The 18,025-nt window shown below is 53.2% G+C and carries 13 protein-coding genes; 2 read left to right on the top strand and 11 right to left on the bottom strand.

Features of this window, described 5'->3' with window-relative positions; translation table 11 throughout:
* Positions 1-265: 265 nt before the first annotated feature.
* From VFG09_08165 to VFG09_08120, 10 genes are all read right to left on the bottom strand, one after another.
* Positions 266-1,609: an SLC13 family permease gene (locus tag VFG09_08165; GenBank protein ID HET6515119.1), complete on the bottom strand. Its 1,344-nt coding sequence runs from the start codon at positions 1,607-1,609 to the stop codon at positions 266-268.
* A gap of 110 nt (positions 1,610-1,719) precedes the next feature.
* Positions 1,720-2,745: an amino acid ABC transporter substrate-binding protein gene (locus VFG09_08160; protein HET6515118.1), complete on the bottom strand. Its 1,026-nt coding sequence runs from the start codon at positions 2,743-2,745 to the stop codon at positions 1,720-1,722.
* A gap of 283 nt (positions 2,746-3,028) precedes the next feature.
* Positions 3,029-6,670 (bottom strand): AsmA-like C-terminal domain-containing protein, encoded by a 3,642-nt coding sequence (locus tag VFG09_08155; protein ID HET6515117.1) that lies wholly within the window; start codon positions 6,668-6,670, stop codon positions 3,029-3,031.
* Between the two features lie 293 nt (positions 6,671-6,963).
* A complete protein-coding gene (locus VFG09_08150; protein ID HET6515116.1) occupies positions 6,964-7,407 on the bottom strand; it encodes a YbhB/YbcL family Raf kinase inhibitor-like protein in 444 nt (147 codons plus the stop codon).
* A 269-nt stretch (positions 7,408-7,676) separates the two neighbouring features.
* Complete coding sequence (locus tag VFG09_08145; protein HET6515115.1) at positions 7,677-8,108, bottom strand: ACT domain-containing protein; 432 nt, start codon at positions 8,106-8,108, stop codon at positions 7,677-7,679.
* 63 nt (positions 8,109-8,171) lie between these two features.
* Positions 8,172-9,473, bottom strand: a complete 1,302-nt coding sequence (locus VFG09_08140) for a phenylacetate--CoA ligase (protein ID HET6515114.1) — start codon at positions 9,471-9,473, stop codon at positions 8,172-8,174.
* A gap of 50 nt (positions 9,474-9,523) precedes the next feature.
* Positions 9,524-10,129 carry an indolepyruvate oxidoreductase subunit beta gene (locus VFG09_08135; protein HET6515113.1) on the bottom strand — a complete coding sequence of 202 codons (606 nt, stop codon included), beginning with the start codon at positions 10,127-10,129 and terminating at the stop codon, positions 9,524-9,526.
* Entirely contained in the window at positions 10,122-11,948 is a 1,827-nt protein-coding gene (iorA, locus tag VFG09_08130) for an indolepyruvate ferredoxin oxidoreductase subunit alpha (protein ID HET6515112.1), read from the bottom strand. The genes VFG09_08135 and iorA overlap by 8 nt, the downstream gene beginning before the upstream one ends.
* A 120-nt stretch (positions 11,949-12,068) precedes the next feature.
* Complete coding sequence (locus VFG09_08125) at positions 12,069-12,857, bottom strand: amidohydrolase family protein (GenBank protein ID HET6515111.1); 789 nt, start codon at positions 12,855-12,857, stop codon at positions 12,069-12,071.
* 11 nt (positions 12,858-12,868) lie between these two features.
* Positions 12,869-13,900, bottom strand: a complete 1,032-nt coding sequence (locus VFG09_08120; GenBank protein HET6515110.1) for a methyltransferase — start codon at positions 13,898-13,900, stop codon at positions 12,869-12,871.
* A gap of 195 nt (positions 13,901-14,095) precedes the next feature.
* Here VFG09_08120 and VFG09_08115 point away from each other — a divergent pair, with 195 nt between their 5' ends.
* Entirely contained in the window at positions 14,096-15,910 is a 1,815-nt protein-coding gene (locus VFG09_08115; protein ID HET6515109.1) for a DUF4388 domain-containing protein, read from the top strand.
* Between the two features lie 37 nt (positions 15,911-15,947).
* Positions 15,948-17,015, top strand: a complete 1,068-nt coding sequence (locus tag VFG09_08110; protein ID HET6515108.1) for a PilT/PilU family type 4a pilus ATPase — start codon at positions 15,948-15,950, stop codon at positions 17,013-17,015.
* Between the two features lie 97 nt (positions 17,016-17,112).
* Here VFG09_08110 and VFG09_08105 read toward each other — a convergent pair whose 3' ends face one another.
* Positions 17,113-17,685, bottom strand: a complete 573-nt coding sequence (locus VFG09_08105) for a tRNA(His) guanylyltransferase Thg1 family protein (protein ID HET6515107.1) — start codon at positions 17,683-17,685, stop codon at positions 17,113-17,115.
* Positions 17,686-18,025 lie beyond the last annotated feature (340 nt).

Genomic DNA, 18,025 nt, shown 5'->3' with positions numbered 1-18,025 from the left:
AATAGTCTGCACATTCTTGGCCGTCATTCCCGCGAAGGCGGGAATCCACTTTGAACAGAATGGATGCCCGACTAAGGATCTCGGGCATGACCAATAATAGGGAGCACATCTGTAAATATTATTTTGAGACTGTTAATAATTATGTTTATATCATGGATGCACGGCAGATGCAACTCGGAGAATTACGAAGTAGTTTTACAATTCTGTTTACAGGGGATTCTTTCGTTGAGTAAGAAGCTACAGGGGGATGACCGTGGAACGTCTGCTACCGTCCCACAAAGAGAAACAGGCCGAAGACATAGAGTGCTGAAACAAGGAGTTGACAGACGGTGAGAGGTATGCCATACCGCAGAAATGTCGTAAAGGTAATCCTCTTCCCCTCAGCCGCGCAGATGCCTGCGCTCACCACATTCGCCGAGGCGCCGATGAGGGTGGCGTTCCCCCCCAGGGTCCCGCCAAACATCATCGCCACGAAGACCGGAAGAGTCGCTAAAGGCCAGTCTGTGAAGGCCGCACCCATGGCATAGTCAGGCACAAGCTGGGCCGCCACCAGATAGCCCTTGACGAGAAGCAGCATTGCCGCCACAACAGGGATGTTGGCTATAAGACTCGATGAGAGACTTACAAAGGCGAGCATTGCCAATCCGACAAGGGGGAGGTCAGTGCCGAACCACGTAAGGAGGTTCCGTGACATGCCGCTGAGTATGCCTGTCTTGCTCAGGGCCTGCACGAGACAGAAGAGGCACGTGAGAAATATGAGTGTCTTCCAATCGACATCCTTCAACACCTTGTCAACAGGCTCAACATGAGTGCCATAGATAATCAAGAGCGCGAGGGAGGCAGCGATGATTGAGACAGATGGAGGAACGATCCGCACGGGCAGGTATTCACCAAAGAGGAAGAGCAGGACCATGCCGGCAAGGACCACGAGAGAGCAGACAAGGAGGAGAGGCTTCTGAATCGGCTTCAGCTCCAGGATTTCGGGAATAGGCTTCCGGACACGCCACACATCCTTCATGATCAGCGGCATGAGCGGAACGAGCACGACTAAAGACAACAGGCCTCCTATGCTCACCCTCTTCAGGTACTGATTGAATGTCAGCCCGATTGAACTGCCGACGAGGAAGGTGGCGGGATCGCCCACAAGGGTGAGGAGACCTGCGGAATTGCTGATAATCGCGGTCAGCACCATGGGTCCGACAAAGTCCACCTCTAATGCAATGGCGACGCGAATTATGATCGGGGCCACAAGGATCACGGTAGTGGCGTTCGGGAGGAAAGCACATAAGGGCGCGACAAGAATGAAAATTCCCAGGATGTATCTCTTGCCGCTTCCATTGGTCAGACGCAGAAATCTCGTTCCCACGTGATCAAAGATGCCCGTCGGGACGAGCGTTCTGGCAACAACCATGCCGCCGAAGAGCAGCGCCAGCGGACCTCCTGCCGAATGGATCACGACCCCTACGTCTTCGCCGGTAAAAATCCCGGCCACCAGCAAAACGCAGAGTCCGAGCATCGCGGTAACGGCCATGTCGATAAGATCAAAGGCTATCGCTGCAATGACTCCGCAGAACACAACGAACGTGATGATGGTCTGGAGATCAGACATGCAGCTGCTCCTGATCAATGAAATGCCCGGGAGAGAACGGGAAGGATAGACTCTCAATTCCGTAGCGTGCCCCGGCCATTACAAAGCCGGAAGCAGACAGGCAATAAGGGCTATTCGAAGGGAGGCGCATACATCAATCCTCCTTTGTTCCAGAGACGATTCAGGCCGCGCTCGAGATTCAATGCGCTTTCGCTGCCGAGGTTCCGATCAAAGATCTCGCCATAATTCCCGACGCTCCCGATTATCCGGACAGTCCATTCAGGTGAAGCTCCCAGGGCCTTTCCGAATTTCCCGTCTGCGTCAAGAAACCGTTTCACCGCAGGACTCATAGACGCAGTCTTTGCTGCACGAACATTCTCTTTGGTTATACCAAGTTCCTCTGCTTCGATGAGGGAGAAGAGGACCCATTTCACAAGCGTGAACCACTCCTCATCTCCACGCTTTACGACCGGCCCCAGAGGTTCCTTTGAAATGACATCAGGCAGGATATTAAATCTTCTTGGGCCTTCGGGTACATCCATCAGCACCGCAGCCAGCTGCGACCTGTCAGAGGTATAAGCCTGGCATCGTCCAGAAAAGAAGGCGGTCTTTACATCAGGCAGGGTCTCAATGACAAGCGGCGTATAACGAAGCCCCTGTTGTCCAAAATAGTCTGCCAACCCCTCCACGTGAGTAGTCCTCCTCTCGACGCAGATCGTGGCGCCGTTCAGATCGGAGACCTTACGGACCTTGCTTTTTGAAGGGACCATGAATCCCTGACCGTCATAATAGAGGACCCCGGCAAAGGCGGTGCCCAGCAGAACCTCCCGTCCAAGCGTCCAGGTGGTGTTGCGCATGAGGAGATCGATGTCGCGGTTCAGGAGCGCAGGAAAGCGGGCCGAGGCTGACAACGCCACAAACACTATCTTTTCCGGATCTCCCAGGGTAGCGGCAGCGACCGCACGGCAGAAGTCTGCGTCAAAACCTGTCCAGCGTCCATTCTTGTCCTTCATAGAGAAACCCGGAAGTCCCTCACTGACTCCGCAGCGGACAACCCCCTTTGAGCGCACGCGCGGGAGGGTCTCGCCTCCCCAACTCGAGGTCGCGAATAGCATGAACAAAAGCAGCGCGGCAGTTGCTGAGATAATTACCTTCACAGAGATTCTCCTCATACCCGGAGAATGGGTACGATCATTTGTCTTTTCACTGTCAGCCGCGAACCCAAATGCCTGCAAGTCTGCATACCTCTCGTTTCGGTCGAATGGCCGTTGACGTCAACAACATTATCTCAGGAAAGAGACAGAAAGTAAACGTACTTTACAAATAACGGTCAGGCAGACATGGATCGAAGCCTTGCACATGCGATGCGATTCCGGCAACGAGGTACCGCCGATCCGCCAAACATCCTCCTGATAGGACGCTTCGTCCAGAAAGAGGGCCCTAATCCTTCTTCTCGGCCGGCACAAGGCCCTCAATGAGTTTCACCGGCGCCTTGAGGGTCCTCTTCATCATCCCCAACAACCCTGACCCGACGGCTGAAACCGGATTGTAACTCACCTTCGGGTCCTCGATATCACCGGTCACCTTGAGCGGAATCGTTACGAGAGTGCCGCCAAGGATCGTGCCCACGAGGGGGATCTTCTCAATAAACTTATTGACCGTTCTTATAGGAGAGACAAGAACGGTATGGTCGAGTTTACCGTTTATGATATCAGTGGTGCCCTCGGCAGCGACCTTCAGGTAATCTCCGTCAAGGACTGCTTCCTTTATCTCGATCTTGCCATCCCTCAGATCATAACGACTCTTTATAGTATGATAGGCAATGCCCTCTTTCCGGTAATTCCGGAAGCCCTTCAGATATTCAGTGGGCTCCAGAAAGGCCAGAACCCTCACGAGACGCACATCCTCGTAAATGATTCCGTCTCTTGCGTTAAACTCTATATCACCCTTCAAAGATTCGAGGAGTTTTCTGCCGTCCCCCTCTCCTGTCACATGACCATGGAGATCAAAGCGGCCCGTCACGCGCTCCTTCACTCCTCTCGGTACAAAAAAACACGCAACGGATTCTCCGAGGTCCTGATTCTCAGCGAGCAATTCAAAATCCAGAGATAATCCCTTGGGACTCACACCAACAGTGCCGGGGAAGGAGATACCACAGAGCGATGCCTGTGTGACAAGAGCATCAACTCGATTGTGGCCAAGGGACAGAACCGCCTGGAAAGGCTCCCAGGTGAACGTCTCATAGGTAAATTGATTTGATCTGAATCTCACCGTCCCCGCAACGGCAAGGTTCTCTGCTATGTCTGCCTGCTCTTCTTCGCTTTTTCTCGTTCCTCCCCCTCCCCTGGTTAGCTCCCTTATGGTGTCGACGTTAATACGATCGGTAAAAAGATCCATGTCGAGTAAAGCACCCTTCTCGGTATCCTTGACGTCTCCGCTGAGAGAGAAGACGTTATCGCCCAGTCTCAGCGAAGCTGATTCGACCGTGATGCGACCTTTATCGGCGCCCAAAGAAATCCTGTCTATCGTGAGCGGAAGCTTCTCCTTCCAAGGGAAAACAAGATCCCCGCCGGTCATCCTGCCCTGCACCGCAAATTTGAGGGGCTTCTCCCTCCGAATTTCGGTCGTGAAGTCGCCGTCAATCCAGCCTCGCCCGAACTTCCTTCCCGCGATAACGCTATCCAGGGTTTCACCATTCATCTTCCCGGCAAAGGAGAATTTCACCCTCTTCTCGTTGTAATCAAGACCGAAGCTTCCGTCGGATACTTTGTCCTTCAGGGTCAGCTTATGTATGACCAATGCCTCCGGACTCTTGACCATGTCGATGGAGACTTCGGGTCCCTTGTCCAAGCGCATGTTTCCTTTCAGAGCGGCCGTACCGCTCCTGTCCCATTCGACCGAAATCTCTTGAAGAGTAAGAGGAGAGTTCGGTGAAATCTCCTTTGGGAGACCGACACGGTCCGCGACCCACCCAAAGGCTTGAAATCCCAGCTTGCCCTGCAAGGACAGATCAGTCTTCTGAGACGATCCCAGGTAACCATGCTGGGAGCCTGAAATCACTGCCGAGGCATCGAGAAACTCGGTCTCGGCATTTCTCAGGGAGACGACATTCTCGTCAGCATCGAAACCTCCCTTCCTTAGCAAGAGCGACCCTGGAAAGAGGGATGACTCGACAGAGAGGTTGTCAATTTCACCGGCTGTGGCGAAACGCCACTCCTTCGGCGTCTTGAGCGGTCCTCTAAGGTTCAGGGCATTGAGGGTGACCATGCCATAGAGCGACGTTATCTCCTCCAGAGACCCCTTGAACCCTTCGAAAGACCGTAACCACGGGTAGATCTCATCAAGTACGATGTCAGCCTTCCCCGAAAGGACCTCGGCATAGTGTGTATCCCCCAGGCCGAGTTGTCCGGTGAGTGCGGAGAATGATGATCTGCCTCCCTTGCCGCTGAGATTCTTCACCCTGATCCTCTCTCCATCATAGAGAAACCGCCCGCCCTTGATCTCAAGGGGAAAGGGGAACCTCTGGTAGCTGGCGACAAGAGAGATGTCCGATACATCCGCATAGGGATTGATCGACGCAACGCTTTCACCTAATACAAGCCTGCCTGTAGCCCTGCCGTGCAAAGCATCGACACGGTTGATCTCGTCGAGAAAGGCTTCATCTTTTACAACTTTCTTCAGCACACTGAAAACGTCCGTGACGTCCGCCTGTACTAATGTCTCGAGATGAAGCGGGGCATCTTCCCCCCTCAGGCCTACCCTCAGTTTCCCTTTGTTCAGGAAGGAGTGGCCAAAATGACCCTCAAGATTCGTTCCTTCCAGTACACCCTTTACAATGATACAGTCGCCACTGACAGCCCGGAGGGAGAGTTGAGGCCCCGGGATAAAGATATCCCCGTCTTCCAAACGTCCCTTCAAGACGGTATTCTCTGTTCCGCCGAGATCACCGAAGGCCCGGGCCTCGCTTCGAAACGTTATCATCGGAATTGTACCGCCTCTCACATAACTGAAAACGCCCTGGACCGCCGGCACCTCTCCTGCCAGAGGAAGGGCCGTCCTTCGGAGCGCGGGGACGTCCTTGATCGTACCTCCGACTTCAAGACTGACGGTGCCGGGAGATTCATTCGCAAGGAGCTTTCCCTGCAGGTCAAGCTGAGGATCTTCGATCCTCAATTCATCAAGGGTCAGTTCGGTACTCCCGTCCTTGAAGACAAGGAGCGCCTGGGTGCTGATCCCCTTCATAGCTATTTTCTCTCCTCTCTTGATCACCGTAAGGAGAGGCAGTGAGTTTCTCACCTCCGCCCGCACATCCTTGAACCCCCGCATTTGCACCGAGAGATTGAGGTTCGCCTCTGACTCGCCGAGGCGCAGATGGGCATCGGGGAAGAGATAATCGATGAGCGTCTCAGGTCTGAAACCTGTCAGATGGAACGTTCCAGTTCCCTGAAACGTTCCTGGATCGAGACGGAATCCGAGGGAGATACCCTTTGCTATGTTGGAGACGCCGACAAGGGTGAGCGAACTTTCACCGGGCGGGAACGCAGACTCTCCATGGATGTCAGTGAAAGAAAAAAGAGGCATCTTTTCATCAAAGAGATTGAGCATGCCTCCTTCCACCACAATATGGAGCCTTGGTGCAGCAGATGAAAGTGTCTTCATCAATTCCGATAGATCTCCTTCGAGACCGGCAATCGAAAAGGGAGTCTTCTCCTTCTTCCTTTCCGGAAGACGAAGGGACACAACAGCATCTTCAATGAGAATGCTCGACAGTCGGACTTTTCCTGAGAAAAGCGGAATGATCTGAGGATATATCCTGAGCGATCCGATGGTACCTTCAGCCTTTCCGGGGAGAGAGAGCTTTGCCTTGCTGATGGTTACCGTGGGACGAGGGAAGAGCGAGACTTCGATTTTCTGAAAATCCACGGTGCCGGGGACTTTCTTGGATACGGCCGCCTTTATCTTCTGCCGTACCGACTCTGAATCAATGAAGTGGGGCGCCAGGAGAGAAGCGACCAGCATAAGCGCAAGAAGGACTCCTGCAACTCCCGCTATCAGCCGTAATCTTCTTCTTGGTCTGGTCACGCTTTCCTTCCGTCTGGCATTCCTGGTTGCTCCCGGCCGCTCATAGTATAGCCCATCTGCATTCTCGAGATATATAAATGATACACCTCGGAAAATGGGCATCGGATTGGAAGCAAGAATCGGGCTTATCGGCAGCTCTGCTTACGTGTCATTTCTAAGGTTTCTAGGCTCGACGACTCGTCCTGTGGCTACCGTTTGAAAGGTTCAAGCATGACAACTGTATTTGGTGTGCTTGTTCCCGGGAAGAACAGTTGTTCTCATTCGATCTGCAAAGTGAAAAGAACTTGCTTCATTCACCTGCTTCTTTCATAAAGCCCCATTAATTGTGCTTTTGCAACGATATGTTCTTTCATTGATGATTCAAGGGCACTCTTTCCTGCACTCGCGCCGATATTCAGGGTCGTATCAAGTGCATAGAGCTTGAAGAAATATCGGTGTATTCCGGAAGGCGGGCATGGGCCTCCGTAGTCGTGTTTCCTGAAATCATTCATGCCCTGCACTGATCCCTTGGGGACAGAGTTCTCTTTTATCTCTGCGGTCCCCGGGTCTATGTTCCAAACAACCCAATGTACCCATGTGCCCATGGGGGCATCTGGGTCATCAACTATGAGGGCAAGGGATCGTGCATCGGCCGGAATTTCTGCAAACGTAAGCGGCGGGTTGACATCACTGCCATCACAGGTATATTTCTTCGGTATCTGTCCGTTGTGCCCGAAGGCTGCGCTTGAAATCCTCATCTCAATCTCCTTTCCGTAAAGGTCGCTCAAGAGACAAGATACGAGGCTTAATAATAGTATCGTCTTGTGTCCCACGACCTTTTCCTTTCAGTGGTTCCTTCTTCAATAATAGCAGGGTTACAGAAAAAGTACAGAGGATGCTTGTCATTCTAGGTCACCGCAATGTTAAGAGGCGACTCGTCCGAGTGGTTACCGTTTGAAAAGTTCTGTTATGAGAACAGCATCAGAGGGGTTTGGTCCCGGGCCACAGTCTCCAGGGTCTTCGGCGATTACAGGGGGTAGACCTCCTCCCCCTTCAGTATCTTGATCCCGGCCTTCTGCAGGCTATCGATCGCCTTCTCAAGTTCATCAAAGCGGAATATGATGATGGCATTGCCGCCGCTCCTCCGGACAAAGGCGTACATATATTCCACGTTTATTCCTTCAGCCTTCATGACGTTCAGTATCTCCGCGAGCCCTCCGGGCCGGTCTGCGACCTCGACAGCCAGGACCTCGGTCTTTCCGACACTAAAGCCGTTCTCCTTGAGTACGACCTTTGCCTTCTCGGTGTCATGAACGATCAGTCTCAGAATGCCGAAGTCAGCGGTATCTGCAAGAGAGAGGGCCCGTATGTTTATTCCCGCCCGCGCCAGAACACCCGCCACATCGGCAAGCCTGCCCGATTTGTTCTCAAGGAATATCGATATCTGTTCGACCTTCATACGACCTCCTCTCGCACCTTTATCACTTCTCAGTCATGAACCAGAATTGTCAGCTTTTACGTCCTATATCCTCCGGTTGTCTATGACCCTTGTTGCCTTGCCCTCGCTCCTCTGAATGGTCTTCGGCTCGACAAGCTTGACCTTGGACGAAACACCGAGAAGGTCTTTGATCTCCCGCTCGATGCGTCTGCCGAGTTGTTCGAGGACTTTGACTTCATCGGAGAAGATATCCTCGCTCACCTCCACCTGGACCTCCATGACATCGAGGGACCCTTCCCTGTCAACGATGATCTGATAATGGGGCTCGACGCCTTCGACGCTCATGAGCACGTGCTCTATCTGAGAGGGGAAGACATTCACTCCCCTGATGATGAGCATGTCGTCCGTCCTTCCCGTTATCCGCTGCATCCTGAGGGATGTCCTGCCGCAGGAACAGGGTTCAGGAATCAGCCTCGAGAGGTCCTTTGTCCGGTACCGTATCACGGGGAAGGCCTCTTTCGTTATCGTTGTGAAGACAAGCTCTCCCGGTGTTCCTGGCGGAAGGGGCTCTCCTGTTTCAGGATCGATTATCTCAGGAATAAAGACATCCTCAAAAACATGGAGCCCCCTCTTCTCCTCGATGCATTCGCTGGCAACACCGGGGCCCATGACCTCGCTCAGCCCGTACATATCGATCGCCTTTATGCCGAGCTTCTTCTCGATCTCTTCCCTCATATTCTCGCTCCAGGGCTCTGCGCCGAAGAGCCCGACGCGGAGTTTCAGGGAAGAGGGGTCTACATTCATCTCTCTCATGACGTCGGCAAGGTTCAGGGCATAGGAAGGGGTGCATAAGAGTACCGTTGAGCCGAAGTCCTGCATGATCATGATCTGTCGTTTCGAATTGCCGCCCGATATGGGAATGACCGCTGCACCGAGTTTCTCAGCGCCGTAATGTGCGCCGAGGCCTCCGGTAAAGAGCCCGTATCCGTAAGCATTGTGCACGACATCACCCTGATGTGCCCCTCCGCAGGAGAGGGTCCTCGCCATGAGTTCAGCCCACGATTCTATGTCATGCCTTGTATAGCCCACTACCGTGGGTTTGCCGGTCGTTCCCGAAGAGGCGTGGATCCTTACTACTCTCTCGAAGGGCACGGCAAAGAGGCCGAAGGGATAATTGATCCTGAGGTCTTCTTTCGTGGTAAAGGGGAGCTTCCGGAGGTCGGCGAGAGATTTGATATCCGAAGGCTCCACACCTGACTCTTCCATCCTGCTGCGATAGTAAGGGACGGCGGCATAGACCCGCTCGACAAGTGATTTCAGCCGCTTCAACTGAAGCGCTTCCAAAGCTTCACGGGGGAGCGTTTCGAATTCCTCATTCCATATCATTTCATTTCCGCGAAAAACCTCCTGAACTCAATTCGAAGCCAGAGACAGGATCATGATCGCATTGCACATTGCATCCTCATTATCGTTTCCCTCCCTATGACGAATGCCTCACGATTCGCCTTGCGCAACTTCTCCTGCATCCTCTTCTCTATCACGTTAAAGAAGACCTCTTCCTCAATAGGAAGGAGGAAAGAGAGGGCGCCTACAAGGACCATATTGACCGCCCTTGCCTCTCCTGCAGACCTCGCCACCTCAAAGGCATCAAGGGGAAAGGCCTTGATGCCCCTGCTGTCGAGTTGATCGAGGACATCGCCGGGATAAGACTCCAGGCCCATCGAGACCGGGGCAGGCAAGATCTTCTGGGTGTTGACGATCACCTTGGTCTCGTTGTTGTAATAGGGGAGATACCGGAGTGCCTCGAGGAGCTCGAAGGCTACGGCGAAGTCAGCGTCGCCATATTCGATAAGCGGAGAATACACCTTCCCGCCATAGCGGAGATGTGCCACCACAGACCCGCCTCTCTGGGCCATGCCGTGCACTTCGCTCTGCTTCACATCGTATCCCGCGTTCATGAGCGCCGAAGAGACGACCTCGCTCGCACGCAATATACCCTGTCCTCCAACACCGCAGAGGAGAATGTTCGAAGTCCTACCCACCCTCTTCTCCTGCCACCACAATCGCCTTGAACTTGCAGAGGGGGGCACACTGTCCGCAGCCGTCGCACAGGACTGCGTTGATCCTCGAATATCCCTCCTGAGTCTCCTTGTACCCAAGCTCTTTCGCCTCCTCCGGCGTGAGCGGCGCCCACTCGATCGCAGGACATCCGAGCTTCAGGCAGGTCTTGCAGCCTTTGCATTTCTCCGGTATCACGACATAGAGTTTCCTGTCCTTGCGTTTCTTCATCTCAGGGAGGAGCACGCAAGGCGATTTCGTGATAATAACGGAAGGCTCCGACCGTTCGCTTTCCCGCTTCACGATCCTCTGAGTCCCTTCGATGTCGTTAGGGTTGACGGTGTAAACGTGCCGCACGCCAATTGCCCTGCAGAGGGCCTCAATATCCACGGGCGTCGTGGAAACCCCCTGTACGGTCATTCCTGAGGAAGGATGGGGCTGGTGACCGGTCATACCCGTAGTCCTGTTGTCGAGGATTATGACCGTTGTAAAACCCCTGTTGTAAACGATGTCGATCAGTCCCGTGATCCCTGAATGGAAGAATGTTGAATCGCCGATGACCGCCACGATCTTCCCGAGGGCCTCTCTGCCGAGGGCCTTCTCCATGCCGAGGGCATTCCCGATGCCCGCTCCCATGCAGACGCAGGAGTCCATGGCAGAGAGGGGTCTGAGCGCAGCCAGCGTGTAACAGCCTATGTCTCCTGCCACGAAGAGACCGAGTTTCGACAGGGCATAGAATATTCCCCTGTGGGGGCATCCGGGGCAGAGGTTCGGCGGTCTCAGAGGGATCGGAACTGGCTCAAAGATCTTCTTGCCCTCTTCACCGGTGATGCAACTCCGCACAACACGAGGGTTCAATTCCCCCGTTGCCGGGATGACTTCTTTCCCTCTGCAGGCGATTCCCATGGCCTTCACATGGAGCTCGATAAAGGGATCGAGTTCCTCAACGATAAAGAGCTCCTCCACCTCTTCTGAGAAGTCCCTGATCGTCCTTTCAGGGAAGGGATAGACCATGCCGAGCTTGAGGACCGAGGCCTCAGGGAAGGCTTCCTTCACATAGAGATAGGATATCCCGGACGTGATGAAGCCGCGCTTCCTCTCGCCCCATTCGATCCTATTGCCGGGGAAGGTCTCGGCAAATTCCCTCAGTCGCGCCATGCGCTTATCGAGCTCGGCCCTCCGTTTCCGGGCGTGGCCGGGGAGCATGACGAATTTCTCCGGCATCTTTTCGATACCCGGCTTTGCAGCCGATGCCTCAACCTCGCCGACGGGGACAGCGCCCTTTACATGGGAGACCCTCGTGGTAGTCCTGAAAAGGACAGGCGTATCGAACTCCTCGCTTATCCGGTACGCAATCTTTAAGAGATCTTTTGCCTCCGCAGCATCCGCCGGTTCGAGCATCGGGACCTTGGCGGCAAGGGCATAGTTCCTGTTATCCTGCTCATTCTGGGAGCTGTGCATCTCGGGATCATCGGCGGTGATGATCACCAGTCCTCCCCTCACACCGGTATAGACCGACGTGAAGAGCGGATCGGCAGCCACATTGAGACCGACGTGCTTCATCGATGCCAGTGCCCTTACGCCGGCGAAAGACGCTCCCAGTGCCACCTCCAGGGCCACCTTCTCATTGGGAGACCACTCTGCATAGACGCCTTCATACGTTGCGAGGTTCTCGAGTATCTCTGTTGAAGGCGTTCCGGGGTAGGCAGCGGCAACTTTCACTCCGGCCTCAAAGGCGCCGCGGGCTATGGCTTCATTGCCCGAAAGGAGCAGTTTTTCGTCAAGAGCCACGCTCGTTTCCAAGATTCTCCCCTTCAAAAAATTCGGAATTGTAGATTATCACACCACTGCGTTATTTTCAACAACGGCAAACAGTTAACCTTCCAGTTGCATAAAACTATCTTGTTCGGGAGGCCGGTAAGGTCAAACAGAATTGAGCAACCTGACGGCATTGTCCCTCAAAATGAGAACTTCCCTCTTCTGACCGAGTCCGAGGTCCTTGAGGAGGGACAGGGTCTTTCCCTGGTCCGTCCAGGGCGAGTCGCTGCCGAAGAGAATATAATCCTTCGGATGGTTCAGGATGATGCTCCTGGCAACATCTTTCTTGATATATTCGAGGGAAAAGGAGATCTCCATATAGATCCTCTTCCCCAGGAGGAGCTTCTCGACCTCTTCCCATTGGTCCCATGCCCCGAGATGGGTCGTCACGAGCTTCAGTTCGGGAAACTTCTCCATGACACTCGCGATCTTGGCCGGGTCTGCCTTACTGATACGGGGATAAGCAAAATCATAGCCCGTATGCATAACGACGATGAGGTTCTCCTCCACTGCCTTTTCATAGATCGGAAAAATCCTCTCTTCGTCCACATCGAAGTCCTGATAATAGGGATGGAACTTGATGCCCTTAAACCCCTCGCCTTTTATTCTGGCGACCCTCTCGACAGACCGTTCGTCACCGGGATGGATCGAAGGGAAAGGGATGATCCTTTCGGACCTGACCTGTTTTGACCATGCCAGGATCGCATCGAACTGTGAAGGTTTCGTGGCGATGGAGCAGACGATGCTCTTCTCGATACCGTTTCTCTCCATCGACGAAAGGAGAGATGATATCCTCCCGTCAAGACTTGCCTTGACCCCACCCTCTCCTTCAAGCATCTTCATCACCTTGTCTGCCATCTCATCAGGAAAGGCATGGGTATGGAAATCAATCATCCGGCGCATCGTTATCGGCTATTATAGGCGAAGGTCTTTTCCTCCTTCATCCTCCCGTCTGACAAGGCATGAACAACCTGCGTCTCAGGCTTCACCCTGCCTACAACAACAACCGTTTCCGGCAACTTCTTTGTAACAAGGTTCCCGAAGCCTGTTTCTCTCAGCCACGTTTTCATCTCCCGGGGCGAATAGCACCGTCCGCTCTCGGTGCCCACAAGCATATTGACAGAGAAGAGCGCGCTCTGGGGAGGTGCGGTCCGTGCATCATTGATCGGAAACTCCTGAATCACAACCCTCCCTCCGGGATTCAGGGCATTCCTGCATCTGGCGAGGAGCGCCTTGTTCTCCCGAACAGAAAAGGCATGGAGTATCTGGCTTATGAGGATGAGGTCATAGCCTGAACCGATATCATCCACATGAAAGTCGCCCTCAAGAAAGCTGAGCCCCTTGATTCCCTCGCGCCGCGCAACCCTCCTAGCGATGGCGACCGTCGCGGGAAGGTCAAAGATCGTCGCCCTTACACCCTGTCTTGCCATGGCCATCGCATTCGTACCGGGGCCGCCGCCAAGGTCAAGGGCGGTCTTCACTCCCCTGAGCCCGATCGCCTTTATGAGTCCTTCGGTGCGGAATATCGTCAGGTTATGCATGCCGAGAATGAATGATTCGTGGTCAAAGTCTTTTCGGGCAGGTCTTCCGGTCCTCACGACTTCATCGAGGGCCGAAAAGTTCTGCCACATCGTTGAAGCGTGCCTGACGATATCTCCCTGAAAGTGGGGCGCACCCTTGGCAAGATAGCGATTGCTCAGCGCGGAATTGCGGTATCTCCCATCCCTACCCTTATGAATCATCCCTATCCCGGCAAGCGCATCGAGCAGTATCTCCATCGCGCGGTGGTCGGCCTTCAGTTTCTTTGCAGCTTCGGCAGCCGTCAAAGGCCTCTTCAGATAGTCAAAGACCCCCAGGTTGTTTGCCGTAAGCACGACCCGCGCAGAGGTGAATCCCAGGTAGAGTCTTCTCAGTTCCCCCAGATCTTCAGGCAGCATGGCTCTTACCTCCTCTTTCATGGTCTCTTCATTATATACGATATCGAAGGTGATTGAGCGGACCTCCATCTTCGATGATTCATAAACTGCGGCGTTGGCATCCGATTCGCGGTCGAAAAGGCTGTTATGTTTACCGGCCTCCGTCTTTTGTGTTATTCTTCCCTATCCGAAACCAACGCTTTCGAATCACGCACTATGGCCTTTACCGGAGACTTAGAGCAACTCCACATTGTTGACGTAATTCAGATGGTCAATACGACGCGGAAATCCGGCACCCTTTCCGTCAGCGGGAGCAGGGGGGAGAGCCGCATCTTTTTCAGTAAAGGATTGATCGTTGGTGCGACTCACCTCAACAACAGGGTCCGCATCGGCACGGTTATGGTAAAGATGAATGCCATAACCGCCGCCGATCTCAAAGAGGCGCTCGAAGTGCAGGGCCGTGCCGGAAAAGACCGCAAGCCCCTGATCGCAACGCTCATCGGACTCGGCAAACTCAGACGTGACGAGGCGTATAGGGGGCTGAAGAAGCTGATCGAGATAGCCGTCGTTGAACTCATAGGCTGGACAGCGGGGACCTTCACCCTTGACACGGAAGCCATAGCGGTATCCGCTGAATGCAGCTATGACGTCGGCAGGATGGAGCAGGAGATAGGCATTGACGCCCAGATGATTCTTATGGATGCCCTTCGTATTTTCGATGAACGGGAACGTGATCGCAAGTCCGGGAAGGCGGTCATGTCGGATGAAGAACTGTTTGCGGACGTACTTCCTCCACCAGAGACTCCGGGGAGTATCGCGAGGCCTTCACACATCACTGCAGAAGACCTCGGGCTGGGTGACCTCGACCGCCTGGAGAGGAGGATACCCGAGTCTATCGCGGCAAACGAGATTTTCAACCCGGCCGGAATTCATCGTCAGAGGATGAAGGAGCTTCTAGCCGACTTTTCACCTGACGAGCAGAAGACCTTTGCCTCTTTCCTGGAGAAATCCACACCAAGAAAAAGGGCCTACGACGGATCGCAAAGGACGGGACGGCTGACGAAGGGACTCATCCTGTTCAGTGAGGATGAACTCATCAAACACTCGGTCATGACCATCTGCAAGGATGAGGGCGTCCTCGTCTTTGCTACGGACAGCAACGAAGAACTCAATCGGATCATAGACCAGTGCCTCGCCATAAAGGTCCTGCCCCTGCTTGTTCTTGATGATCCGGAGACCTCGGGAGGACTGCTTTTCCGGGAACAGATAAAGAGCATCCGGCGAGGGATCAGGGAGCGGTATCCATGGGTTTCCATAGTACAGATGTCTGCTTCTCACGATTATTCCTCCCTTTTAAGGGCTTTTCAGAACAGCATCAGGGCGGTTTTCCCTAAGCCTTCGAGGGAGACACGGGCAGCAACGTTCATTCCTGATACTATCGCCTTTTTGGAAGCCTTCAAATCATATATCAGTACCTGTTTTCATGAGCAGGAATATCCATCCGTGATGGACCAGGACGTCGGCACGTTCAAAGACCGCATCCTGTCCCTCAGGAACCTCCACAACCCCGCAGCTGTGTCTCTTGCACTTCTGCAGCATATCTCCGGGATATGCGATCGATCCGTTACCTTCATCGTTCGTTCCGGAGAACTCACCGGAGAAAAGGCAATCGGAGTCTATGGCCCGCGGGACGAAGGACCGGCTCCTGCATCGGTGTTGAAGGTCCCGCTCTCAAAACCTTCGGTCTTCCGCACTGCAATTGAAAAGGGTGAGATCTTTTATGGAGAGAGCTCCTGTGAAATCCTGAAGGACCATCTCTTTGCAGAGATCGGAAGGCCCCTGAGACCGACAATACTCCTGGTTCCGGTGAAAAGCCATGGGAAGACCATGACCCTGACCTATGGCGATTTCGGTCTCAAAGAGGCTGTTCCCGTTAATACGGATCTCCTGGAACTTATTGCAAATGAGGCCGGTCTCGTAATGGAAAACACTCTGTATCTCAAACAGCTGAGGAAGGCGGCTCAGAAGTGAAAAGAATACGATACTATTGTCTAAGGGGGGAATATCTATGGACATCGCCAGCTTAACACAGATCCTTGAAATCGCTTTTGAAAAAAAGGTTTCCGATGTACACTTTGAGGTCGACAATCCCCCCATGTTCAGGGCCCGCGGCCATCTAATTCGTTCAAAGCTGAGCAGCCTGACCCCGAAGGATACCGAGTTTGTTGCTTCTACCGTGCTGGAGCAGCATGGTCGGAAGCTCCCGGAAGACATTAAAGAATTCGACACTGCTTATACCTTGGAGAAGGTGGGCCGTTTTCGGGTCAGTATCTTTCGTCAAAGGGGCTCTATCGGCCTTGTGATGCGCGTGATCCCCCACCATATAGGCACCTTTGAGGAACTGAATCTCCCCCAGATCCTGGGAAGCATCGTCAAGGCCCCGAACGGACTGATCCTCGTCTGCGGTCCGACGGGGAATGGAAAGTCCACGACCCTTGCTGCAATGATCCGACACATGAATGACAATTTCAACTACAACGTCGTTACCATCGAAGATCCTATCGAATATATCTTCCATTCAAACAAGAGCTGTATTGTCCAGAGAGAGGTGGGTATCGATACGGAGAGTTTCAGTGGGGCGCTGAGAGCCGCCATGCGCATGGACCCTGATGTCATTATGGTCGGAGAGATGAGAGATCTCGACACCGTCGATGCCTGCATTAAGGCCGCCGAGACAGGCCATCTGGTTCTTTCGACCCTTCATACCCACAATGCGGCTTCCACGATCAACCGCATTATGGGATACTTTCCGACTCAGACTCAGGAGAATGTCCGCCACCGATTAGGCGAGATTCTCGTGGCCACGATATCCCTCCGCCTCGTCCGCGGCAAGAGCGGCGAAAGCCTTTTGCCAGCCCTTGAGGTGATGTCTGCCACATCCACCATCAAATCCTGTATCAGGGACGGTCATCTTGACGAGCTTGAACAATACATCGAAAAAGGGCGTGACGAATATTACATGCAGACCCTGGACCAGCATCTGATCCAGCTCTGCAGGCAGGACATCATTACCCTTGATGAGGCAAAGAGGATTTCCCGCTCAACGGACCTTGAGCGGAAGCTCATGTATCATTAGGTGATGGATTTTGATCGTCCTCCCCTTGCCAATGCTGCTAGCACAAGGCTCACTCTGAAGTTTATGAGGGAAGGCTCTTTTTCCCAGACAGAGGTCATTATCTCCGTGAGGCCTGTTGCTCCGACGTGAGATATCGCTGCCAATCTTTCATTTGCAGGAGACCGAAAGCGGCGAGGTAACACACCTTTACCGCTCCCCTGGAGGTGACAGTTTTTGAATCGTCAAAATTGGTTAGGCCAAGAGATTCTTTGCAGGATGTCCTCAAGGCAATCTGACGTGCGATACGAAGGGAGATCCGACAGTCCAAGGAGGCTATACCTCCAGAGAGAACAGAGAATTTAGCGCTCGCCTCGCCGGCGAGGACGGAGATATATTTTCGAATCTTTCTTCCGAACGTCGTTTCATAGCGGTAGAAGAGGAGCGAGATTTCATCGCTCTGCGTGTGGCCGTACGTGACATTGAATCCGCACTGCATAAGGTGAACCGCTGTTTCCACCATATAGTCCCGGAACCGCTCGTCATAAGGGGCTTCGAAACGATGAACCTCTTTCGTCAATCTGGTGAAGCCGCGACCGTCAACCCTTGCCACTATATAAATGCCAGGAATCACAGCATAATCCAATGCAGTCTCGAAAGTACGCATGGTTTTGTCCAACTCATCGAATCTCATCGCAGTCTCTTTATCTTCTCAGAGGTCATCTCTTTCATTTATTTTTCAACGCTCAAAATTTGTTGGTCTTGAAAACGTCATACTGTCCAAAACTGAATCACATAAAGAGACATATTTCCCTCCTTGTTAATAATATTACTTGCTCCATACATCGAAAATAAACAGTTGTCATATCGAATGAATTATTAACCGTCTCAAGATAATATTTACAGATGTGCTCCCTATTATTGGTCATGCCCGAGATCCTTAGTCGGGCATCCATTCTGTTCAAAGTGGATTCCCGCCTTCGCGGGAATCCTCATGAGCCGGGGCTCACAAAGGTGGATGAAAATTGGGGTTA

It is taken from the genome of Thermodesulfovibrionales bacterium (genome assembly GCA_035686305.1).
In the GTDB taxonomy this organism is placed as follows: Bacteria; Nitrospirota; Thermodesulfovibrionia; order Thermodesulfovibrionales; family UBA9159; genus DASRZP01.
The sequence above is the reverse complement of the archived record's forward strand: the minus strand, read 5'-3'. Positions and strand labels throughout refer to the sequence as shown.